Source organism: Micromonospora sp. NPDC047074, assembly GCF_040643815.1.
Lineage (GTDB): Bacteria > Actinomycetota > Actinomycetes > Mycobacteriales > Micromonosporaceae > Micromonospora.
Map to the genome: position 1 here is coordinate 12,563 of NZ_JBEYVB010000051.1, position 21,846 is coordinate 34,408.

Below are 21,846 nucleotides of genomic sequence, written 5' to 3' on the forward strand. Positions count from 1 at the left end.
TGCCCGACTTGCCATGTCGGGCGGGTTGGGCATAATCGGCTGGCTCGCAAGGCATCCGATCGAGAGGAAACGCATGAAGCGTAACGTCGTACGCGTGTTAGCGGTCATGGCCGTCGTCGCCGCCGGATCGGCGGTGGCGTCCGCGCCGGCCGCCGCCAGTGATAGCCCTGGTGACATCTGTGTCACCAATCAGGCCACCTGGCTGCGCGACCAGCCCTGGGGCAGCACCCTTCGCACCCTGAGCCCCGGCCGAGGCTTCCGCGTTCACTCGATCTACGGCGGCAGTGACATTCAGACCTGGTACTACGGCCACGGGGCCGAGGCGCCGTGGCAGGACGGCTGGATCCCGGCCGCCAACTGCAACTGGTAGATCGCCGCTCCACCCGGATGGCGCCGGCCACGCCCGGCGCCATCCGGCACCGGAACCCGGGCCGTATGACGCAGCCCCCACGATTCCGGGACTGGAAGTTTCACTATCCCAACAGGATGGTCAACAGAGCACGCCTGACCGCGCTTCCGCAGGTCAGGCGTGCTCTGGTCTTAGCCGCCCGATGAAGGTCGAACCCGGCCTCCTGCCCCGCGGGCGTCAGGAACAACGCCAGACGACAGAGATCGCACGGTATCCATCGCCGGCTTTCTCCTCTTCTCCGAAGACGCCCCCGATGGTGCGACCGTCATCGCTGATGAAGGCGAGGCGACCGTGGGCGGGCATGTCGCGGTCTGGCGGCGCCAGGTCGAGGTGCCGGCTGGGAGTCGCCAGCCGAAACGTGCCGTCTTTGGCCTGCCCGGCGACCCAGCCGTTGGCACTGATGAGCGAGGAGACGCCCTGCAGTTGGCCATCGAGGATCTCGACCCGTCCGGTTCGCAGATCCAGCCGTGCGCCTGATCTGGATGCCGATCCTGAGACCCAGCGGTGGCGGATGTCGAGGCCGGCGAACCCGGCAGGCAGCCGGCCGGGTGTCCCGTCGGGATGCCACAGGACGCGCGGGATTCCGAGCATGCTGCCGTCCTCGTCGATTCCGTGCACTTCCAGCAAGTCGGCAACACCCGGGGGCAGGCTCAGGATTTCGGGTTCTGCGCCGACGTCCCGCCACCGAGCGGGGGCCATGTTGACGGTGCCGACGATGACTCCCTGCTCGTTGATCGCACTAGCAGCCGCTCTCTCGCCCTTGAGCGTGGTGAACTTACCGTTGTGGAAATACCACGCCGTGGTGACGAGCTGCCCTTTGGTGTCTCTCACAGTGCTGGTTCCGACGGCGGCGCCGCGACTGTTGATGTCGGTGAAGCCCGGGTCCAGACCTGGCGGGCTCGGCAGCTGGATTCGTCCGTCGGCCCAGAAAACGGGACGGCGCCGACTGTCGTCACCTGGATCAAGCTGGCCGGCCATGAACCGGCCGGTGGGATCGCCCGCGCTGACGGCGCCATATCTGTAGCCGGCGGGCAGCGGGAGGCGGGCCGCCACACAGGCGCCAGGAAACTGCTCCGCGACCGGCGAAGACGGCGGCGGCTTGCTTGCGGTCGCGGTGACCTCGGTGTCGGGCAGGCCAGCAGAGAGACCCAGTACGACCGAGGCGACGGCAACGGTTGCCGATGCCGACACGGCGACCCGCCGCAGGGACCGACGACGGCGGGCACTGGCCAGCGCCCGTTCTGTGTCGCCGTACTGTTTCGCCTCTTCGGCCAGGCTGTTCATGATCAGATTTAGGCGCGTCATATTAACGTCTTCTCCTCCATCAGCACAGCCAGCTCGGGCGCAAGAACGCGCAGACGACGCAGGGCGTAACTGGTCTGGCTCTTCACGTTGCCCACCGAGCAACCGAGCGCCTCGGCAGCATCCAGTTCCGACAGGTCCTCGAAGAAGCGCAGCACGAGTACCGCCCGCTGTTTGGGCGTCAGCTTGGCCAGGGCCTGCAGCAGGGCCAGACGAAGCACGACCCCTGCCGCCTCGTCACCCTCGGTGGCGCGATCAGGTACCTCACCCATAGCCACCTCGGACGCCCGCCTTGTCCGCCGCCGCCATGCCGAGACGTGGTCGTGGTAGAGGACCTTGCGCACGTAGGCCTCCGGACTGCCGCCCCGCGCCAGTTTTCCCCACCGTCCGGCCAGCTTGACCAACGCGCCCTGCACGAGATCTTCGGCCGCGTGGTGATCGCCGGTCAGCAGATAGGCCACTCTCGACAGCGGACCCAGCCGCAACCGCACGAACTCGCGGAGCCCGTCATCGTCGTCCAACACATACCCCCAAACGCCACCTTCGCCGTCGAGGTTGGAAGCATCCGGGTATTTTCGGATCCGACGATGAGCCAGGTCGTCGCGTAGTCCATCGACAGGCGTGCGGAGCTGGAGATCTGCGGAGGGCGTCGCCTCTGTGCAGCGCGACCGTCAGGACTTGGCTGGCGCGGTGAGCTTCCCGATGTCGGGGGCGTAGGCGGTCATCCAGTGTGGATGCAGCCGGTAGTAGACGACCTCGTTGTCCCAGTCGAAGAGGTCGTCGCCGTAGAAGTCCTTCAGGTACGCGAGCACGTCCGGCCAGTCTGCGGCCGGCTCGCCGGCCTGGGGGTTGAGGATCTCCACCTTGCCGTGCGTAAAGACGCCCAGGTCCTCACCGCGCATGTGCGCGGCGCTGGCGGCGGGCCGCGCCGCGAGATGACGCGCCTTGGCCGCGCCGCGCGCCGTGCCGAAGTACCACCTGCCGCGCAGGAAATGCCCGTCCACACCGCTGATCCGCGGCTCACCCTTCGCCGTCACGGTGGACAGGGCGAGGGTGCACATGCCGGTGAGGACCCGGGTGAGCTGCTCCGCGGTCAGGGCGCGCTCAGTGTCGATGATCGAGCGGAGGTGCGAGCTGGATCGGGAGAGGGAGGTGTCAAGCAGGGCCTGAAGCCTGTCGAGATCCTCTGGAGTTTCGCGCATGAAGGGTCCTCATCTGTGCGTGCCTATCCGTGGCGCCCGGTCCACGCCCGTTAACGGCGCCGACCAGCGACACCATGCTCCCCCCAAAACCTGACACCTCGCGTCGTGTTTCCTCATCCGTCTGCCGCCCGCCACCGGAGCGCCGCACGCGACGCAGCGACTGGCTCTGCCGGCTTGGAACAGGAAGGTGAGAAATGTGAATCAGGGTTCGGTGCCCTCCTGCCTGTGCTGCGAATGGCCGCAGCGTTCACCGACCTGTCGGGAGCTTTCTGGAGCACTGCCCTTCGCACCGCGAAGTCCGCGCGAGAAGGACGATTCGGCCCGTTGCAGGAGCTGAGCGGTTAACCTGGACCAGCGGCTTTGGCGTCGCCACCCGACCGGTCCGACAGTTGTCGACCAGAATCATCCGGAACAGTTTCCCCACCAGACGGGAGTGGAGCGTGCGTGGACTCACAGACAGGGTCGTGCTCGTAACCGGGGGCGGATACAGCCCCGAGCAGGTCGGTTCCGGGCTAGGCCAATCCATGTGCGTGGAGCTCGCCAAAGAAGGGGCGAAGGTTGTCGTGTCCGACCTCTCGCTGGAACGAGCCAACGCGACGGTCACGGGAATTCGGGACGCCGGAGGAGACGCGATCGCGGTCGAAGCAGACGTCACCAGCGAGGCTTCGGTCAACGCGATGGTGAGCGCCGCTCTCGACTCGTACAGCCGCGTCGACGTGCTGGTGAACAACGCCGGCGTGTTCGGAGCCTATGTCCCGTTGCTCGAAATCGAGAACAGCCAGTGGGAGCGCGTCATGGAGGTCGATCTGAAGGGCGTCTTCCTTGCGACGAAGGCCACGCTTCCCCACATGCTGGAGCGCGGGAGCGGCGTCGTGATCAACGTTTCGTCGGCCTCCGGTCTGGTCGCCAGCGAGGTCGGGGCGGAATACACCACGGCCAAGCACGGCGTCATCGGGCTGACGAAGCAGATCGCCTACGACTACGGTCACCGGGGCATCCGCGCGGTGGGCATCGGGCCCGGCGTCATCAAGACCGCAGCCTTCGAGGGCGCGGAGATCACCAGCGACTTCCCGTTCTACGACCTGACCATGCAAGCCCCCGCAGGTCGATACGGTGAACCCCACGAGATTGCCCGGACGGTCTGTTTTCTTGCGAGCGACGACGCGTCCTTCATTCACGGTCACACCATCCCGGTCGACGGCGGCTCTCCCATCAGGTGATGGCGCGATCTCGGGCGATGTGGCACAAGTTCCGATCATGACCGCGAAGCCTGCGGGCAGCGCGACATGCGCACCCTTGGCCACGGGCCTCGCTTGGCTGCGCGCGCTTGGGCCACGACGGGGTGCCGGCCACGGGGCTGATGGCTCCCGGCGGGTGGCGCGCCCGGTCGGCGGCATGAGCGCGCAACCGCACCCGTCCGTACGCCGGGCAATCAGTTACGGCGTTCGCGGAGTTCGGCCGGGTGGCTGGCCGGGCTCGATTCCGAGCACGGCCGCCGCCCTGACAGCGTTGCCTTGCGGCCTGGTCTGTGCCACGACCTGGACGGCCGGAGCGCACGAGGTGCTCGCGCCACGGCTCGGCCTGGGTGGCGACGCACTTCAACGCTGCCGCGTTCCTGCACCGCGTGGGATCCCGGGCCGCCGTGACGCGCCAGGCCACGTCAACCGATGCCGTCGACCGCGGCCCTGAGTGCATTGACCGACGGATCCCAGTTGAAGTTCAGAACGGGGAGTCCGGAAGCGCCGGCATTGCTGTCGCCACCAAGGACCACTGCCCGCGGCTTACCGGTGCCCTGGGGGACTACGAGGTACCAGCTGCCCTTCACGTTCGCGATGAACACTTCATCTACCTCCTGGTCGGGCGGGTTCGGGTTGGCGACGTCTCCGACGTAGTTCTCGAAATCCACCGTCGCGCGGAAATCCGTCGGACTGCCGGTGTTCAGCCAGAGACTCGTGTGCACATGCGGTCCGACACCGTAGTCACTGCCGTTCGCCGAGGCACCGGAGTACGCGATTGTCTGGCCTCGCGACACACGTTGACCGGTGGAGACGGTGATCGTCGACAAGTGCAGGTGCCGGGTGTAATTGCCATCATCATGGGCCATCCCCACGACGCGCCCGGTCGCGGTGGAGGTGCTGGTCTTCACGTAACGGATCGTGCCGTTCGCCGCGGCCAGGACGGGAGTACCGGTGCCGACCGCATAGTCGGTGCCCGGCTCGCCCGAGGGCGGCGTCCGGTTCCGGTGGTCCTGCCAGGAGCTCGAAATCCGGACGCTTCCGCACGGCCGCTGATAGCTGCCGGCAGCCTGAGCGGAGCCGGGCAGCAGAACGAAGGCGGCCGACACCCCGGATGCCGCCAACGCGGCGCCTGTGATGAACCCTCGTCTCGAAAGCCCCCGCAGATAGGCGATGCCACCGAGATCCTCGGGCGGCAGATCGCCGTGGCTGACATTCTGAGGAGGGTCAGGGCGAGGCTCCTCGCTGAGGATCATCGATGCAACTTAAGGCTACTTCCCTTGAAGGGCAAGAGGTTCCCTACGATCGCTTTGGGCAGGTGTGCGAGCCCTCTCCGTGAAGTAGCCAGGCCAGGGCACGCGTCGTCGTGGGCCACGTCGCACGTGGATCGCGCGAAGATCACCGGACAGACCGGTCCCGGGGCCGGCCTGTTGCTACGTGCTTGCGCGACGCCCAGCCACTCGCTGAGCAGTTGCGGGCTGCTCAGGGCCGCCGGGAGTCGAGCCGCGCGATCCTGCGGGCCCCGGCCGTACGTCGGTAGCTGGCGTCGAGCAGCTCGCCGATCTCATCCCAGCCGATGTCATCAGTCAGGTCCACCCCGACCCACCCGTAGGCACCCAGGTAGGCCGGCACGAAGCAACGGTCCTCCGCCAGCAGCGCCGCGCGCTCTGCGGGGTCAACCAGCACGATCACCGACTGTTCGTGCTGTCGATAGACGCCGTCGACCTTCACCGATCCCCCGTAGTAGGCGAAGACTTTGGTGGTGTAGAAGGCGGGACGCCCGTGGGAGACTTTCTCGGCCGCGTCGGGGAAGGCCAGGGCGAGCATCCGCAGCCGGCCCAGGAGCGGATCTGCCTCGTCGAACATGATGGGATGCGGCATGTCAGAAGGTAAGCACATCCTGGGGCGGCCACGGCACCCTGCACCCACGCGCCTCGCGGCAGATGCGGCTGCCGCGTCAGGGCCTGCTCCACAGCGAGGACGATGGTGGCGGCGCGCGAATTCACGAGTTGCCTACTCCACGCTCGATCGCTTGAGGGTGATCTTGGCCCCAGCGGCTTCAAGCTTCTCCTTTGCGGCCTTGGCGACCCACTTGGCGACCTTCTCCATAATCGGCTTCGGCGCGTTCTGCACCAGCTTCCTTGCCTCCACGATGCCGAGATCGGAGACGACCTGGCGTGCGACCTTGATGACCTGGATGTGGTTGTCACCGGCCGACTCCAGGACGACGTCGACCATGTCGGTTGAGGCGATTGAGGCGATGGGGTGGAGAAGGAACGTGGTCCCCTCGTTCTTGGGTACCTTCACCGCGAGTCCGGTGTCGGCCAGGATCTCGGCGATCAGGTCCCGGTTGCCTGCCCAGTGCACGTGAAGTTCGCCGACCAGGTCGCCGCGGTGGTCGAAGCAGTCTTCGTGGCTCTGGGTGTTCCAGAAGACGGCTTTGCGGGATTGCCCGTCCTTGGTCTGGTTGTGGACATGCTCCCAACAGCCAGAGGTGGTCGGCCAGAGCGCGGGCTCGGCGATGTAGCCGTGTTCGACGAGGCGATCGAACGCCTCCGTGATCCGGCAGAGATCGGAAGAGCGGCCGGTGGCCAGGCAGGTCACCGCTCCCTCCTCCGGTTTGTTGGTGCCGTGCACCGCGGCCAGGAGTGCCTTCAACGAGGCTTCGTACTCTCTGGACAGCTCGTCCTTGTCCATGTCCAGCAGGGCGTCGTAGTTCTCGGCCCCCTGCCCGGGGACGGAGACCACGAGGCCCTCACGGGCAAAGGCCGACTGGATCATGGATGGGACGCAACCTCGCCAGCGGAGGATGACGTCCTCAGCCAGGACGCCGTTCGGGCCAAAGTGCTCAGCGAGGCCGCTCGGCGGGCTCAACAGCCCTGAGGATTCGGTGTCGGATTCGAAACGCTCGGCGTCGACGACCTGCCAGCCCTCGGCACCCAGCCGGTCGAGCGCCCGATCGAAATCTTCACGATGCCGATGGCGAGACAAAGCAGCTCCTTCAGGCAGGAACCTGCCCGGACAGGGGCAAGCGCGGGCCAACCCGAGCACCCTACTCCGCCTGGCCTGGTCGCGACTGAAGCGATCAGGGACTGCAGTCGGAGCAGAGCGTGTCGACAACCCCTGAACGAGCTCGTTGACAACATCACTCGTGCCCAATACGCTTAACAGGTTGGTTAAGTGAAGGGAGCCTCCGATGGCTGACACCGATCAGCTCAGCGCGGTGTTCTCGGCGCTCGCCGACCCGACTCGACGGGCGATCATCGCCGAGCTGGCCGCACGCGACGCCACGGTCACCGAGCTCACCGCACCTCTCTCGATCTCGATGCCGGCGGTGTCACGGCATCTGAAAGTGCTCGAGCGCGCCGCGCTCATCTCGCGGTCGCGGTCGGGCAAGTGGCGCGCGAGCCACCTCGAGGCTGCCCCGCTGCGCGAGGCAGCCGACTGGATCGAGCGCTACCGGCGGTTCTGGGACTCGTCCCTCACCCGCCTCGATGCCCACCTCGCCGCGGTGCAGGCCGCCGGACGGGCAACGGACCGGACGGCCGACGACCCCAGGGATCTCGAATGACAACGGAAACTCCGCAGCTCGTCATCTCGCGTGTGTTCGACGCGCCGCGGGAGCTCGTCTACCGAGCCTTCACCGACCCCGACCACTTGGCGGCGTGGTGGGGCCCGATCGGCAACTCACTGCCGCGCGATGAGATTGAGTTCGACGTGCGCCCCGGTGGCTTCCAACGGTGGACGGAGGTCAATGCAGCCAAACCCGAGCTTCGCGTACGCATCCACGTCGACCTCACAGACGTCGCCGACGGTGAACTACTCGAAGGCGTGATGCATGTCGGTGGCCGGCTGCAGGAGGACATCGAGCCGTTCGAGACGAGACTGCGGGTCGAGTTCCACGACGAGGCTGACGGACGGACGCGACTGGAGATCCGCCAGTGGCTCCCCGAACATCTGGCGCGCCCCAGCGAGGAGGGTTGGCGCCAGGCGTTCACCAAGCTGGACGCCACGCTGATGAACGTCCAGGCTGTTGCAGCTGATCATCGAGAGGTATAGGCATGGCAAAGCTGATCTACGTGAACAACGTGTCGCTTGACGGCTACATCGAGGACGAACGCGGCGCGTTCGACTGGCTCCCGATGGACGACGAGGTTTTCGTGCTCTACACCGACCTTCTGCGGTCTGTGGGCACGTTTCTCTACGGGCGGCGCCTGTACGAGGCGATGGCCCTCTGGGAGACCGAGGCCGCTCTGGCCGCGCAGTCCGACCTCATGGCCGACTTCGCGAGCGCCTGGCAGGCGGCGAGCAAAGTCGTGTACTCCACGACCCTTGCCGCGGTGTCGACTGCCGACACCCGACTCGAACGCCGTTTCGACCCCGCTGCGATAAAGGAGCTGAAGGCTACGGCCAGCAGCGATCTCACCGTTGGAGGTGCCAACCTCGCGGCGCAGGCTTTCAAGGCCGGGCTGGTCGACGAGTGCCAGCTGTTCGTCTGGCCCGTGGTCGTCGGCGGGGGCAAGCCAGGGCTGCCGACCGGCGTACGCACCGACCTTGAGCTCCTCGATGAGCGCCGATTCCGAAACGGCGTCGTACACCTCCGCTACCGCACTCTCGGGCAGTGAACGACAGCCCTGTCCGATCGCCGGCGGCACTTGCATTGCAGGCGGAGCGCTGACGACTGATTCGGCCGGATGAGGGCGCCCACTACGAACTCTCTCGGTATGTGGGTGCCTCCGCCTTCCCGCGTGGCCGGCCGGCCCTGCTGCACGGGATGGCGGCGTTGGTGGTCGGTGCGGGGTCGGGTCAACGGCTACCCGCGTCTACTCGGTGGCGACCTGGCGGGCCGCAGCGCAGGATGACCCCGTGGCATCACCCAAGATGGTTCTGTCCGATCTTCGTGACGCGTGGAGTCCTGCGCTGGCTGGTCAGCTTCTGGGCCTGTACGTACACGGCTCGCTGGTAGCCGGCGACTTCGCCGAAGATCGCAGTGATCTTGATCTGCTCGCGGTACTCGACACCGACCCGGACGAGAACCTCCTCGCCGTGCTCGCCGGGCTGCACGCGGACCTTGACCGGCGGCATCCGCGGTGGGCCGGCAGGATCGAGGTGGAATACGTGTCACTGGCTGCCGTCCGCGACGTGGCGCACGGCGGCACCGGTCGGGACCATGTCATTGCCCGGGTCAGCCCCGGCGAATTGCTGCACCTGTTACCTGCCACCAGCCACCGCCTCGTGACCTGGTCCGCCGTCCACGACCACGGCCGCAGCCTGCTGGGACCCCCGGCCGACATCCTGCTGCCCGCCGTCGACCCCGACCGCGTCCGCTCGGCTCTGCTGGACCACGTCCGCGACTGGCCGACCTGGGTGGCCCAGATGAACACCCCCGGGGCCCAGTCCTACGCGGTGCTCACCCTGTGCCGGGCCTTTCAGCGCCTTCAGAACGGCCAGCAACTGTCCAAGCGGCAGGGCGCCGACAGGACCAGCACCGCCAGCCCTCGAAGGGCGCACCTGATCATCTGGGCACGCGACTGGTGGTACAACTCCGGCCAGGACACCGACCCCGGCAGCGCCGACGACGTCCAGGCATTCGTGAACGAGATCAGCGCCACCATCCTGGCCTCGGAACGTGCCACACACGTCGGCCTCACCCGGTGACTGCCGGTCAAGGAGCCAACTGTTCCCGGCAGGGACGCTCGCTGTGCTCGTAGGACGTTGCCGTGCCAGTCATGGCTTGGCTCGTCCTCACCGTCCGTCTTCCAGGTCGAGCCCGGCGGTAGCGGCAGCTTCTTCTGCGGGCATCCCCAAGATCGCTCGCCAATACACCTGATCGCGAAGCCCTGCCGGCTTCCGCCCGCCTTTGCCGCGGTCCGTCTGCCGCGATCAGGGTTGTCTGGTCACGGGAGGCTGGCCAGTGCCGTGGACGATGTTGCGGTAGACGGCGAGAGCGGGCTTGGGCCGGTAGGTGTCGGTGACGATGCCCAGTGTCCCGGTGGGTTCCGTGGCACTGCTGTCGGCGTCCCTGAGGCTGAACAGTTCGTAATGGGTGATGTTCACAGCGTCCTGTTCGGCAAGGATGACGCCGAGCATGTCCGCCAGTGAGTCGCTCTGTGCCTGCTCGGTGCGCGGTGATCCGCTGGGACTGCCGTTCTCCACGATGTGGATGGGTGTGGTGGGCGGGATGTGCGCGCGGGGCAGCGACCTGCCCCGCAGGTGGTGCAGGGCGTGGGTGGTGAGGGATGCGGTGTCTCCCGGGTTGCCCCGCGGGGCGACGGGAGAGAAGGCGTCGGGATAGAGGCCCAGACCGACGTAGTCGACGTGGGCCGCGAAGTCCTGGTACGGGATTGAGGCAAGGTACGACCAGAATCCGTCGTCGCCGCCCAACCATTCGGGTGGTTCGGCAACGGAGAAGCCGATTCGCACGTGCTGGAGACCCCGCCGGTCCAGTGCGGTGCGTGCGTGTGGGATGCCGAGGGTCAGGGCTTCGCGCACGCCGGGGGCGCTGCCGTCGATGAGCGGGATGGGGAAGTTCGGCTCCAGCGTCACCTGGAGGTACCGCGTCAGGTCGCCGTAGCGGTCGATGACGGTGTCGAGGAAGGCCAGCCATCCGGAAATGTCGGCGGCCCGGGGGATGTAGCTGGCCACGAGGTCCAGTTCACGGTTTCCCTCGACGTACCACTCGTCGGGCATCGTGAGGTGTGCGAGTTCGTGTTCGGCGCCGAGTGCGGTGACCACGTCCGGCGGCGTCGCGTCGCCGAAGAAGTGCACGTACTCGCGGATGACGAAGGGGCGACCGCCCGAGAGGTCGTCGACGAGGTGGCGGATCGCGGTGACATCGGGTGGATGGGAGCAGACGGTGCCGGCCCGTCCGCCCGGATAGATGCCGAACTTCACGCTTCTGTACTCCCATCTTGGTCGGTCTGCTGGGTCGGCCAGCCGATCTCGCGCGCGCGGATGCGGCGCACCAGGGTCCTGATCCAGGTGATTTCGGCGGCGACGACGGTGCGCCAGTAGGCGACTTCGAGCATGTGCACCTCGGGTACGTCGCCGTCGGGTAGCTCCGGGAGGGCGGCCAGTTGTCGGTCGAGCCGGTCGGCTCGACCACGCAGGATGGTCGCCGCCTGGTCGATCGGAAGGACCCCGATGTAGGCGACCGCCATGACGAAGTCCACGGAGGCGGCCGGGGTGTCGCGCACCCCGGCCGCGACCCGGTGGCGGAAGTCGGCGAGACCCGCGGCGGTCAACTCGTAGGCCGTACGTGAGGGCCGGTTGCCCACTCGCTCGGGACGCCGGGAGGAGACCAGGCCTGCCTTCTCGAGCGCCTTCAGCAGGGACGTGACGGTGCTGCGGGTGACCGACAGCTGTCCGTACCGCTCACGTAGGCGTGTCGTGATGTCGTAGCCATGCGCCGGCTGCTCGACCAGGAGTCCGAGGATCGGCAACACCAGGCTGTTCCGTGTCGCGTTCAGAGGCACCCGGGCAACCTATAGGCGTATACGTCTAAGGGCAAGACCGAGCCGGATACGCGTAACGGTGGGCAAGTAACGCATCGCTACCGCACCGCTCCGGCTTGGCGCCCGCGCACCGGCAGTACCAGAAGCTGAAGCACCCCGGCGACCGCGGTCCGGCCGGGCTTCGACCGAGGGGGCGGGGCTGCCGCTCGCACATCGGCTGCGCACGCTGATCGCGTGAACCTCACCCGGGCCGGGTCGCCCCAGGGCAGGGAGAGGCGAAAATCGGTGGAATCGTCAACCCGAACGGCTTACATTAGCCGGATTCAAGATCCACACGTTCTGAGCGAGGTGTATTGATGACGGTCCGAGCAGCGGCGGCCGACTCCGGTCGACCGTCCTTCCCCAGCGCCACGACCTCGTCAAACGCTAGAAGGAGCACCTCCCGTGGATCTTCCACGCATCTTCACCATCCGCGAAAGTAGCCACCGCCTCCACAACCCGTTCACCCCTGGCAAGCTCGCCACCCTGGGCCAGGCACTGCACCTGGCACCCGGGGCGCGCGTACTCGACCTGGCCAGCGGCTCGGGCGAGATGCTGTGCACCTGGGCCCGTGACCACCACATCACCGGGACCGGGGTGGACATCAGCACGGTGTTCACCGAGCAGGCCCGCGCCCGCGCCGCCGAACTCGGCGTCGCCGACCGGGTCACCTTCGTGCACGGCGACGCCTCCGGGCACGTCGCGGACGAGCCGGTCGATCTCGCCGCGTGCGTCGGCGCCACCTGGATCGGTGGCGGCGTGGCCGGCACCGTCGAACTCCTGGGCAAGAGCCTCCGCCCCGGCGGCCTGATGCTGATCGGCGAGCCGTACTGGCGCCAGGAAGTGCCGGACCAGGAGACCGCCGAAGCCTGCCTCGCCGGCAGCAAGGACGACTTCCTGGCGCTGCCGGAGTTGATCGAGCAGTTCGGCGACCTCGGGTACGACGTCGTGGAGATGGTGCTGGCCGATCAGGACAGCTGGGACCGGTACCAGGCGGCACAGTGGCTCAACCTCCGCCGCTGGCTCGACGAGAACCCCGATGACGAGCTGGCCGCCGAGGTCCGGGCCGAGCTCACCACCGAGCCCGCCCGCTACACGCGGTATCAGCGTGAGTACCTCGGCTGGGGGGTCTTCGCACTGATGAGCCGCTGACGGTCCGGTAAGCGAGTGTCCGGGCAGCATGCTGCCCGGACACTCGCCGCTCGTGGGGTGGCACCGCCACCCGGACACGACGGGCCTGTCGGCGACAGGCCCGTCAGGCGTACGACATCAGGAGGTCACGCGTTGGTCGGCACCAGGAGCCAGTGCTGCTTGGCGCCGCCCCAGCAATCCCAGATCATTGCCCGGGCACCGTGGTCGAGGCCACTGCCAGTGATGTCCAGGCACCTCTGATTGAGCTGGTTCCTGATCTCGTAGTAGCCGCCTCCGGCTTCCTGGAGTCGCCAATGCTGCTTGGCGCCGCCCCAGCATCCCCACTGCATGGCGAGAGCGCCCTGGTCCAGGCCTGATCCCGCCACGTCGAGACACCTCTGGCTGTTGAGCGGATGAATCTCGAAGTAGCCGTTTCCGGCCTCGGCGAACCGCCACTTCTGATTGGCGCCAAGCCAACAGTTCGCCACCACGACCGCCACGCCGTCACCGTTGCCAGCGTTCGCGACGTCCAGGCATCGGAAGGGGACGGCCTGTGACTTGATCTCGTAGTACTGACCGGGCACGGGAAAGATCGAAGGTGACACCGTGGGGCTGCTCGCCTGGGCCGAATGGGCGGTGGCTGCACCGAGAGCCATAATCATCACCGTCGCAAGCGCGACGATCCCAAGAGACTTTCCGATCCTGGTCATGGTGATCGCAACACTCCTTGCTCTCCGACTACTGGTTGATCCGGGACGGCGCCATGCACAGATCCGAGCCGCCAGCCTTGCTCGTACTCTCCTGGGATCCGGCCAGCCAGGCGCACATCGAAGGCTAACTATGGCGCGGGTCGGGGTCGTGAGTAGTGCCGTACTCAAGCTTCAGGGGCCGACAGAACGTCGAGAGAGACGCGCGGCCCGGGCTGCCGATCGGGTTACTGGCTGACGTAACGAAGGCCCGGCTGGAGATTCGTGTCGTCGTTGACGGGGCGACACCGGCTGCCGGCGTACACCGGCGTCGCCGCCGAGGGCTGACATCCGACAGTTCCCCATCGGCGCTGTTGCATCGCCTTTGATGACATTAACCTTCGCGCATGGGGCGGGCGTGGCCCTTCACGGGGCGCCAGGATGAGCTGCGATCGATCGAGATCGCCATCCGCACCAACGCAGGGCACGGCATTCTGCTGGCCGGACCGGCTGGGGTGGGAAAGACCAGACTGGCTCGCGAGGCAGTCGCGCTGGCGCAACAGCAGGGCGCCACCACCCGCTGGATTGCCGGTACCGCGTCGTCGCGCGGGCTTGCCCTGGGGGCGTTCGCAGGATTGCTCGGTGTGCTGCGCGGCGACCCGACCGGGCTCGTGACCGAAGCCGTCCAAGCCTTCCTGTCAGCGGCGAGCAACGGTCAGGTGATCCTCGGGGTCGACGACGCCCACCTGCTGGACGACATGTCGGCGCTCCTGGTACACCAACTCGTCGTGCAGGGAGCGGTGGTGGCGGTGGCCACCATGCGTACCGGCGAGGCAGTACCGGACCTCGTCACGCGCCTGTGGCAGGAAGGCCACATCGAGCGGTTCGAGGTGGGACCGCTCGGGCAGCAGGAGACCGGATCGTTGCTGGAGGCGGTACTGGGCGGCCCCGTGGAGCGGACGACCGTGGGCCGCGTGTGGGAGTTCACCCGCGGCAACCTGTTGTACCTGCGGCACTTCGTCGCCGGGGAAGTCGAGGCCCGCCGGCTGCAGTCGGTCCGGGGGATCTGGCGGTGGTCCGGTGAGGCACTGATCTCACCCGGACTGACGGATCTGGTGACGATACGGATGGGCGAGTTGACCGAGCCGGAGCGACTGGTGGTCGACGTGCTTGCCCTCGCGGAGCCGCTGGATGTCCGCCTGCTCGCCGGGCTCACCGACCCGTCGGCGATCGAACGGACCGAAGAGAGCGGCCTGATCCGCGTCGAGGATGTTGGGCGACGGCTCGAGGCCAGGCTGGCACATCCCCTCTTCGGAGAGGTCAGGCGGGCCCGCATGGGGACACTGCGGGCACGGCGACTACGCGGACGGGTCAGTCAGGCGCTCGCGGACGCCGGGTATCGACAGCCCGATGACATCCTCCGTCGCGCCGTGCTGGCCGTGGACTCGGATCTCGAGCCGGACCGGCGGCTGCTGATCGAGGCCGGCCGCCGGGCCGGCCAGCTGTGCGACCTGCCCATGGCGGTACGGCTCGGGCGCGCGGCGCAGGCGGCCGGCGGCGGGTTCGAGGCATCCATGATCGTGCTGGGAGCCTTCAACGGGCTGAGTCGTCCCACCGGCGCCGACTTCGCGGTGCTGACGGCGGCTGCCGGGACAGATGCCGAGCTGGTCCGGGCCACGATGGCTCGGGCCATCGACCTGGCGTGGATGGCATCCCGGCCGGCCGAGGCGGAGGCGATCCTCGATGCTGCCGATGATCAGATCACCGGGAGTGACGGCAGCCGGCAGCTCATGGCGCTACGTGCGTTGTTCGATGGCCAACTGGCCCGCCCGGCCCGAGCGATCGAGGCCGCCGCGACGGCACTCGACTCGCCGCTGCTACCCGACGAGTCCGTCCTCCTCGCCACGACCGGATACGTCATCGGCCTGGCCACCGTCGGCCGGGCCGACGAGCTCGCCACCCTGGTGACGCAGGGTGCGGCCGCGGCAGGCCGCGCGGCGCAGTACGCCTTCCTGCGGTTTCCGCTGATCACCGCACAGCTGCTCGGCCTGCGCCTGGCAGGCTACCTCCGGAAGGCCGCAGACGTGGCGCACGACTGCTGGGAGTCGGCCCGGGGCCTGGAGCTACCGACGGCGATAGCCAGCGTGCTGATGGGTGACGTGCTCCTGGCCCAGGGCCGACCGGTCAGCGCCCTGCGCTGGCTGCGTGAGGCGTACGCCGGGTTTGAGCCGTTCGATGGTGCTGGTGGCTTCGAACACGTATGCCTGATCCCACTCGTCCGCGCACTGGCCCTCACCGGTGAACTGACGGCCGCGACGGAGGCGTCGGCGAAGCTGCTCGCCCGAGAACACCCGATGATCCAGTGCCTCCGGCCGGACCTGCTGCTGTCGCAGGCTTGGCTGGCTGCGGCGCAGGGCGTGTCAAGCGAGGCGATCGCGCTCGCGCGGGAGGCCGCATCGGTGGCGGCGGCGACCGGACAGTGCGCCCACGAGGTCCTGGCCCTGCACACGGCGACCTGCCTCGGCGACCGGTCGGGCGTCGAGCGGCTCACCGCGTTGAGCCAGCAGGTGGACGGCCCACGCGCACAGGCAGCCGCAGCGCACGCGATCGCGCTGGCCTCAGACAACGGCGATGCCCTCCAGTCGGCATCGGACATGCTGGAACGGATGGGAGACCCGTTGGCCGCCGCCGACGCGGCCGCACAGGCGACCATCGCGTACCGGAGGGCGCAGCAGCGCGGGGCCGCGTACCAAGCTGAGGCGCGGGTACGACGGCTGATCCAGACCTGCGAGGGGGTCGGAACCCCCGCGACAAGGGCCACAGTTCGCCCGCTGCCCCTCACCGGCCGTGAACGGGAGATCGGCGCTCTGGCCGCGCAGGGCATGTCCAACCGAGAGATCGCACACCGCCTGGTCGTATCGGTGCGCACCGTCGAGAACCACCTGTACAGGATCAACACCAAACTGGGCATCAGCAGCCGTGCAGGGCTTGTCGAAGTGCTGGGCAGCCACTGTGCCGAGGGAACAACCCCGAACGGTGCCGGGAAGCACGCCGGTGGGCGAACCATCGCCGCCCGGGACGCGTCAGATTGACGATGGTTCCGGGAGGTCGTATGCGTGTTCGGTGGTCCGTCCTCTGTCCGCTGTTGTCGGTGTCCCTCGTCGCGGGGGCCGGTTGCGCGGGGGCGGACGCCCCTCCCCCGGTCCCGTACGCCACGACGCCCCTTCCGCCGCTGCCGGAGTTGTCCGCCGACGAGGCCCGGCGGTACGAATCCCTGCCCTGGACGCTGGAATCAGCGAGTGCGAGCGGCACCGCCGTGACGGTGCGGGTGTCCGGCGGGGCGTGCCGCCGGATCGTGGGTGCGACGGTGCGGACGAGTGCCACCGCCGTTGTCGTCACGGTGCTAGGCGCGACCGAGGGAACGTGCGTGTCGGGGGATGCGGCTGTCGCCGTGGTCAGGGTGCCGGAGCCGGTGGGAGATCGGCCGGTCGTACCGCCCCGGGCCGGGTCTCGGGCGGCGAAGGCGGGAGTGCCGCGCTGAAGCGGGCCGCGACCGTGGCCACGGCGGCACGCAGTTCGGGGCCTTCTTCCACGGAGAAGTCGAAGGGGACAGCGGCCAGCCACTCCTGGGCGTACATCGCGGGGTTTCGGGTGCTACCGACGAGTACGCACCGGTCGCCATCCGGTTCGAGGCGGCCCATCGGTGGCCGGATCCACGGGGCCACCTTCTCCCACGGCGCGTGGAACAGCACCCGGGTGCGGTACTTCCAGCCTGCGCCGAGGTTCTCCTCGACCGCGGCGACGGGATCCAGGTCGTCGGGCGGTGTGAAGTTGTGCGGCAGCTGCCGCACGGCCCGAACCCGGTCGACGCGGTACGTGCGGATCGCGTCGGCGCGGTGCGAGTGGCACAGCAGGTACCAGCGTCCGTAGCGCACCACGACTGCCCACGGGTCGACCTCGGCGTCCCACTCCTCGTCGCTCCTGCCCCGATAGGTGATCAGGACGCGGCGCCGGTCGGCGACGGCGGCGACCAGGGCGCTCGTGGTGACGGGGTCGGCGCGGGCCGAATGTCGGTCAGGGGTGGCCGAGGCGTACGCCCGCAGCGCCGCCGCCTGCCGCCCGACGCTGTCGGGGAGAGCCCGGATGACCTTGCTGAGCGCCGAGCCGATCAGGTCGTCGGCGTCGATCGCGGCCGGCTGCCCGTCGAGCACGGCCATGACCAGGCCGAGCGCCTGCTCCTGGGTGAAGACGACCGGCGGCAGCCGGGTGCCACGGCCCAGGCGGTAGCCGCCGTACGGCCCGCGGACTGATTCGACCGTGATGCCGGCCTCGCGAAGGATCCCGACGTAGCGTCGCGCGGCCCGCTCCGTCACGCCCAGGAGGGAGGCGAGCTGGTCGGCGGTGACGCCGGGACGTGCCTGCAGAATCTCGAGCGCGCGCAGCGCCCGGGCGGTAGGGCTCGAACCGGTTCGCACAGCGGAGAGAGTAACGGAAGTAGAACGTCCGGAATCGCCCCTAGGTTGAGTCCATGACTGCAGAACAGATCGTGCTCGTGGGTGGCCTGTGGCTCGACGGGTCGGTGTGGACCGGCGTCGCGGGCGAGCTGGAGGAGAGAGGCCGCCATGCGGTGCCGGTGACCCTGCCGGGGCAGGGCGACGGGAACTCGTCGGCGACGCTGGCCGACCAACTGACCGCGGTGCTTGCCGCTGTGGACGCGGGTCCCGGCAGGTCGGTGGTGGTGGGGCACTCCGCAGCCTGCACCCTGGCCTGGATGGCGGCCGACGCACGGCCCGGACGCGTTGCCAAGGTCGTGCTGATCGGTGGGTTCCCCAAGGGCGACGGGCGGCCGTACGCCGACTTCTTCGAGATCAGCGACGGCGTCATGCCGTTCCCGGGTTGGGGACCGTTCGACGGGGCGGACGCGGCCGACCTGGACGAGCCGGCCCGGCGGGCCTTCGCGGCGGCGGCGGTCCCGGTGCCCGAGGGCGTGGCCAGGGGTGTCGTACGGCTGGCGGACGAACGTCGGTTCGACGTCCCCGTCGTGGTGGTGTGCCCGGAGTTCACGCCCGCCGAGGCGCGGGAGTGGCTCGCCGCGGGAGACGTACCCGAGCTGGCCCGGGCCAAGCAGGTCGACCTTGTCGACATCGACTCCGGGCACTGGCCGATGATCACGCGGCCCACGGAGCTGGCGCGGATCCTCGCCGCGGTCTAGGTGTTCTGCCCATGGACAGAACACCTAGACCGCGTTTCGAGTCGGGCAGGGGGCGTCGCCGCGTTGGACGAAACGGCGGATCTTCGACGGGATCCGGTAACGGTCCGGACCGGGACGCCGCCCCCGCGAGGGGGGGTCGCGGATGCGTGAACCGGCTCGGCGGAGGTGCCGCCGAGGCGACTTGTAGATCGATCTTGGTCGAAATATTCTGCGTGCGTGGGCGGCAAATCGAACTGGACCGTGGTCGGCGAGATCATGCGGTCCCTGCGTGCCGGCGCGGGGATGTCGCTCACCGACGCCGCTCAGGTGCTGGGGATGAGCAAAGGGCATCTGAGCCACGTCGAATGCGGGCGGGACCGGCCCGGTGTGGGCCTCATCGAGCGGTACGAGGAGATGTTCGGCGCCGACGGGCTGCTGTGGTCCGCGTACATCGCTGCCCGCACGAACCGGCGGGCACTGCCGCATCCGGCCACGGACGGCCGCTACCCGGTACCCGGTGACGCGATGCGGTTCGTCCGGGACGTCACGATCCCCGACGGCACGGTGCTGCCGCCCGAATTCCCGTTCCGCAAGGTGTGGCGGGTCGGCAACGTCGGTTCCGTCCCCTGGCGGGGACGCTGGCTGGCCCGGGTCGGCTCACCGTTCGGGCACGGCATCCCGTGGTCGCCGTCGCGGGTGCGGATCGACGACACCGAGCCGGGGCGGGTGGTCGACATCGAGGTGCCCATGCGTACCCAACGCATGAGCGGCACGGCGCAGGTGCGCTGGAAGATCGTCGACGAGGACGGCTGGGACTTCTTCCCGGACCCTGAGCGGCTCGGGCTGCTGCTCACGATCATCGTCGACGAGGATGCCCCGCCTCCGACGGGCTCGGGCGAGCGGCGCTGAGAGTTGGGTGTTCGCCCAACCGAGCCGGTCACGGCTATCTTCGCCTCCTGGTAGCGCAGGCCAGGACAGGCCTCACCCGAGGAGGCCGGCCTTGGTACGCAGATCCGAGCGCGTCATCTCCGTCGCGCTGGTGGACGAGCAGGAACCGACCCGGCACGGCCTCGCGGGCTGGCTGGCGGCCGACCGCAGCATCGCCGTCGTCGGCTCGGCGCCGGACGTGGACACCCTGCTCGCCGGGCCGGGGCGCGACGCCGCCGTGGTGCTGCTCGACGCGGGGCAACCCGACCGGCCCGCCCTGCCCCGGGAGATCCTCGCGTTGACCGAGGCCGGGCGTTCGGTCGTGGTGACCGCCGTGCGGATGTCCGGCCGGCTGGCCCGGGTGGCGCTGGCCAACGGTGCCGCGGGTCTGCTGAGCAAGACCGCCCCGGCGGGCACGACGACGCAGGCGATCAGGGCGGCCGCGGCGGGCAACCTGCTCATTCCCGTACGGCTCGCCCGTGAGCTGGTGGCCGTGGCCGCCGACGTACGGCTGAGCCCGCAGGAGACGACGGCCACCCGGCTCTACACGCAGGGAGGACTCTCGCTGCCCTCGGTGGCCCGCCTCATGGGTCTGAGCCCGCAGACCGTCAAGCAGTACATCGACCGGGCCCGGGGCAAGTACCGGTCGGCGGGCCGCGCCTGCCCGACGAAGGTCCACCTCTACCAGCGGCTGGTGGAGGACGGGTTGGTCGAGCACTGAGCCGCGCTCGACCAACCCGGTGCCACCTCAGGGCGCGAGGCCGTCGAGGATCGCGTTGAGTTCGCCGATCACCCGCAGGGAGGCCGGCTTGTTCGGCGCGTAGAGCTGGCTCTCCAGCCATCCGGTGCCATAGCACCAGTAGAGGCTCCCGGTCACGCACTCACGGGCGACGTCCTTCGTCACCTGCGTGAAGCCGACCCCGTGGTTGCGCAGCAGCCACGAGTTACGCAGGCTGCCGGTGGAGTTCACGATCGCGTCGTGGGTCGCGGTGCCCGACGGGTATCCGGAGTAGGACGCGGTGTGCGCGAGCACCTGGCGTACGGTCCAGCCCGGATAGAGCTGCAGCGCGACGGCCTCGTTCTCGCTGAGCGAGAAGTTGGGCACCTGCACGGCCGCGATGCCCACCTGCCACGCCGCACCGCTGGGGCACAGCGCCAGCGGGCCGATGAGCCCGCCGCAGTGCGAGTAGGGATGGACGTTGTCCATCTCCAGCGCGGCCTCCTTGAGCGACCACCAGGTCACCCGGGAGGCGTTGACCAGGCGGGTCGACCGGGTGCCGGTGATGCGGGGCATCGTGTTCGCGGCGATCCAGCGGACCCACTTCTCCTCGTCGGCGCTGATCCGGTGGCCGTTGACCACCAGGCCCGGTGTCGCGTCCCAGTACGAGCCGTGGGTCCACCCCACCGAGCCCTGGTAGTTGACCTGGTAGAAGCTGTTGGAGGGGGTGGGGCTGAGCACCGTGGCGGTGTGGCCGACCGGCACCACCACGATCGAGCCGTACGACGTCCCCGGCCCCGTGCGCAGGTGCACCCCCTCGGCCGCCCTGACCGTGGTGCCTCGCGCCGGACTGCTCAGCCCGGCGGACGCGGGCTGGGCCGGCGCCAACACCGCGACGGCCACCAGCGCCGCCACGGCGAGGAGCTCACGAGCTCGTCTCATGGTGGTGGTCCTCCTTGTGATTCGGGTCCGGCTCGGGGTGCAGGCCGATCGCCGGGGTCAGGTAGTCCTTGACGAACTCCGGGGAGCCGACGAAGGTGTCCCGGACCACGACGGCCTGGGTCACCGTCGCGGTCGCGCCGTGCTCGATCTCCATCAACTCGTACGGCACCAGGACCGCCCGCTGCCCGCCCAGAAGGCGGTCGGCCTCCGCTCCGCCGAGAACGACGACGACGGTGCGGTAGGGCCCGGGGCGCGCGGTGACGCCGGGCCCCACCACGACGCCCTTGGCCACCCCTTCCTGCGGCAGCGTGGCCCGGCAACCGCCTTCCAGCGCGGGAGTCCGGTCGTCGAAGTCCGTCAGTTCCCAGTGCGGGTGCCGGCGCACCTGTCTCAGGCCCGCCGTCAGCCGGTCCGTCACCTGCCGCTGGTCCGCCACCCGGATGTCGGCGCAGACCCGCAGCCGGTCCCGGGTGCTCACGATCAGGTCACTCTCCGGATCGACGCGGGGCACGGCCTCGGAGCGCCGGGACTCGACGAACAGCCCGACGAAGATCGCGAGCAGTGCGGCCAGGGCGCCGTACGCGGCCAGTCGGGGCAACCTCGTTGACAT

The 21,846-nt window shown here is 68.8% G+C and carries 23 protein-coding genes; 11 read left to right on the plus strand and 12 right to left on the minus strand.

The annotated features are described in order from the left end of the window. Positions 1 to 73: 73 nt before the first annotated feature. Positions 74 to 370: a hypothetical protein gene (locus ABZ809_RS31800; protein WP_357566335.1), complete on the plus strand. Its 297-nt coding sequence runs from the start codon at positions 74 to 76 to the stop codon at positions 368 to 370. A gap of 216 nt (positions 371 to 586) precedes the next feature. Here ABZ809_RS31800 and ABZ809_RS31805 read toward each other — a convergent pair whose 3' ends face one another. From ABZ809_RS31805 to ABZ809_RS31815, 3 genes are all read right to left on the minus strand, one after another. Next, positions 587 to 1,693: a hypothetical protein gene (locus ABZ809_RS31805; RefSeq protein ID WP_357566336.1), complete on the minus strand. Its 1,107-nt coding sequence runs from the start codon at positions 1,691 to 1,693 to the stop codon at positions 587 to 589. A 17-nt stretch (positions 1,694 to 1,710) separates the two neighbouring features. After that, positions 1,711 to 2,232, minus strand: coding sequence for a SigE family RNA polymerase sigma factor (locus ABZ809_RS31810; protein WP_357566337.1), 522 nt, complete (start codon positions 2,230 to 2,232; stop codon positions 1,711 to 1,713). Positions 2,233 to 2,382: 150 nt separating this feature from the next. Then, positions 2,383 to 2,913 carry a pyridoxamine 5'-phosphate oxidase family protein gene (locus ABZ809_RS31815; RefSeq protein ID WP_357566338.1) on the minus strand — a complete coding sequence of 177 codons (531 nt, stop codon included), beginning with the start codon at positions 2,911 to 2,913 and terminating at the stop codon, positions 2,383 to 2,385. Positions 2,914 to 3,353: 440 nt separating this feature from the next. On the opposite strand from ABZ809_RS31815, the gene ABZ809_RS31820 reads away from it, so the two are divergent. Continuing rightward, positions 3,354 to 4,133: a glucose 1-dehydrogenase gene (locus ABZ809_RS31820; RefSeq protein WP_357566339.1), complete on the plus strand. Its 780-nt coding sequence runs from the start codon at positions 3,354 to 3,356 to the stop codon at positions 4,131 to 4,133. A gap of 440 nt (positions 4,134 to 4,573) precedes the next feature. On the opposite strand, the gene ABZ809_RS31825 is transcribed toward ABZ809_RS31820, so the two are convergent. The 3 genes from ABZ809_RS31825 to ABZ809_RS31835 form a co-directional block, all read right to left on the minus strand. Further along, positions 4,574 to 5,404 (minus strand): M23 family metallopeptidase, encoded by an 831-nt coding sequence (locus ABZ809_RS31825; RefSeq protein WP_357566340.1) that lies wholly within the window; start codon positions 5,402 to 5,404, stop codon positions 4,574 to 4,576. 226 nt (positions 5,405 to 5,630) lie between these two features. Next, the gene (locus ABZ809_RS31830; RefSeq protein ID WP_357566341.1) at positions 5,631 to 6,029 is read right to left on the minus strand and encodes an MmcQ/YjbR family DNA-binding protein; all 399 of its coding nucleotides are present in this window, start codon (positions 6,027 to 6,029) and stop codon (positions 5,631 to 5,633) included. Positions 6,030 to 6,161: 132 nt separating this feature from the next. Next, positions 6,162 to 7,139, minus strand: a complete 978-nt coding sequence (locus ABZ809_RS31835; protein ID WP_357566342.1) for a ribosomal protein L7/L12 — start codon at positions 7,137 to 7,139, stop codon at positions 6,162 to 6,164. Between the two features lie 205 nt (positions 7,140 to 7,344). Here ABZ809_RS31835 and ABZ809_RS31840 point away from each other — a divergent pair, with 205 nt between their 5' ends. The 4 genes from ABZ809_RS31840 (at position 7,345) to ABZ809_RS31855 (ending at position 9,806) form a co-directional block, all read left to right on the plus strand. Then, positions 7,345 to 7,719: a metalloregulator ArsR/SmtB family transcription factor gene (locus ABZ809_RS31840; RefSeq protein WP_357566343.1), complete on the plus strand. Its 375-nt coding sequence runs from the start codon at positions 7,345 to 7,347 to the stop codon at positions 7,717 to 7,719. Beyond that, positions 7,716 to 8,207, plus strand: coding sequence for an SRPBCC domain-containing protein (locus ABZ809_RS31845; RefSeq protein ID WP_357566344.1), 492 nt, complete (start codon positions 7,716 to 7,718; stop codon positions 8,205 to 8,207). The genes ABZ809_RS31840 and ABZ809_RS31845 overlap by 4 nt, the downstream gene beginning before the upstream one ends. A gap of 2 nt (positions 8,208 to 8,209) precedes the next feature. Continuing rightward, a complete protein-coding gene (locus tag ABZ809_RS31850) occupies positions 8,210 to 8,773 on the plus strand; it encodes a dihydrofolate reductase family protein (RefSeq protein WP_357566345.1) in 564 nt (187 codons plus the stop codon). 205 nt (positions 8,774 to 8,978) lie between these two features. Then, complete coding sequence (locus ABZ809_RS31855) at positions 8,979 to 9,806, plus strand: aminoglycoside adenylyltransferase domain-containing protein (protein ID WP_357566346.1); 828 nt, start codon at positions 8,979 to 8,981, stop codon at positions 9,804 to 9,806. 225 nt (positions 9,807 to 10,031) lie between these two features. On the opposite strand, the gene ABZ809_RS31860 is transcribed toward ABZ809_RS31855, so the two are convergent. Then, positions 10,032 to 11,042, minus strand: coding sequence for a hypothetical protein (locus tag ABZ809_RS31860; RefSeq protein ID WP_357566347.1), 1,011 nt, complete (start codon positions 11,040 to 11,042; stop codon positions 10,032 to 10,034). Next, positions 11,039 to 11,623: a PadR family transcriptional regulator gene (locus ABZ809_RS31865; protein WP_357566348.1), complete on the minus strand. Its 585-nt coding sequence runs from the start codon at positions 11,621 to 11,623 to the stop codon at positions 11,039 to 11,041. Before ABZ809_RS31865 ends, ABZ809_RS31860 begins: the two co-directional genes overlap by 4 nt. Positions 11,624 to 12,046: 423 nt before the next feature. Here ABZ809_RS31865 and ABZ809_RS31870 point away from each other — a divergent pair, with 423 nt between their 5' ends. Beyond that, positions 12,047 to 12,793: a class I SAM-dependent methyltransferase gene (locus ABZ809_RS31870; protein ID WP_357566349.1), complete on the plus strand. Its 747-nt coding sequence runs from the start codon at positions 12,047 to 12,049 to the stop codon at positions 12,791 to 12,793. A 125-nt stretch (positions 12,794 to 12,918) separates the two neighbouring features. Here the strand turns inward: ABZ809_RS31870 and ABZ809_RS31875 are convergent, their stop codons facing one another. Continuing rightward, positions 12,919 to 13,482: an RICIN domain-containing protein gene (locus ABZ809_RS31875; protein ID WP_357566350.1), complete on the minus strand. Its 564-nt coding sequence runs from the start codon at positions 13,480 to 13,482 to the stop codon at positions 12,919 to 12,921. Between the two features lie 383 nt (positions 13,483 to 13,865). On the opposite strand from ABZ809_RS31875, the gene ABZ809_RS31880 reads away from it, so the two are divergent. Next, on the plus strand, positions 13,866 to 16,550 hold the full coding sequence (locus ABZ809_RS31880) for a LuxR C-terminal-related transcriptional regulator (protein ID WP_357566351.1): 2,685 nt from the start codon (positions 13,866 to 13,868) through the stop codon (positions 16,548 to 16,550). A gap of 363 nt (positions 16,551 to 16,913) precedes the next feature. Here the strand turns inward: ABZ809_RS31880 and ABZ809_RS31885 are convergent, their stop codons facing one another. Next, positions 16,914 to 17,933: a WYL domain-containing protein gene (locus ABZ809_RS31885; protein ID WP_357566352.1), complete on the minus strand. Its 1,020-nt coding sequence runs from the start codon at positions 17,931 to 17,933 to the stop codon at positions 16,914 to 16,916. A gap of 53 nt (positions 17,934 to 17,986) precedes the next feature. Here ABZ809_RS31885 and ABZ809_RS31890 point away from each other — a divergent pair, with 53 nt between their 5' ends. The 3 genes from ABZ809_RS31890 to ABZ809_RS31900 all read left to right on the plus strand — a co-directional run bounded on the left by ABZ809_RS31890 (position 17,987) and on the right by ABZ809_RS31900 (position 20,297). Then, positions 17,987 to 18,670 carry an alpha/beta hydrolase gene (locus ABZ809_RS31890; RefSeq protein WP_357566353.1) on the plus strand — a complete coding sequence of 228 codons (684 nt, stop codon included), beginning with the start codon at positions 17,987 to 17,989 and terminating at the stop codon, positions 18,668 to 18,670. Positions 18,671 to 18,886: 216 nt separating this feature from the next. Then, positions 18,887 to 19,558: an NBR1-Ig-like domain-containing protein gene (locus ABZ809_RS31895; RefSeq protein WP_357566354.1), complete on the plus strand. Its 672-nt coding sequence runs from the start codon at positions 18,887 to 18,889 to the stop codon at positions 19,556 to 19,558. A 91-nt stretch (positions 19,559 to 19,649) separates the two neighbouring features. Next, positions 19,650 to 20,297 (plus strand): hypothetical protein, encoded by a 648-nt coding sequence (locus tag ABZ809_RS31900; protein ID WP_357566355.1) that lies wholly within the window; start codon positions 19,650 to 19,652, stop codon positions 20,295 to 20,297. 27 nt (positions 20,298 to 20,324) lie between these two features. On the opposite strand, the gene ABZ809_RS31905 is transcribed toward ABZ809_RS31900, so the two are convergent. Further along, positions 20,325 to 21,236, minus strand: coding sequence for an SH3 domain-containing protein (locus ABZ809_RS31905; protein WP_357566356.1), 912 nt, complete (start codon positions 21,234 to 21,236; stop codon positions 20,325 to 20,327). Next, a complete protein-coding gene (locus tag ABZ809_RS31910) occupies positions 21,220 to 21,846 on the minus strand; it encodes a hypothetical protein (RefSeq protein WP_357566357.1) in 627 nt (208 codons plus the stop codon). The genes ABZ809_RS31905 and ABZ809_RS31910 overlap by 17 nt, the downstream gene beginning before the upstream one ends.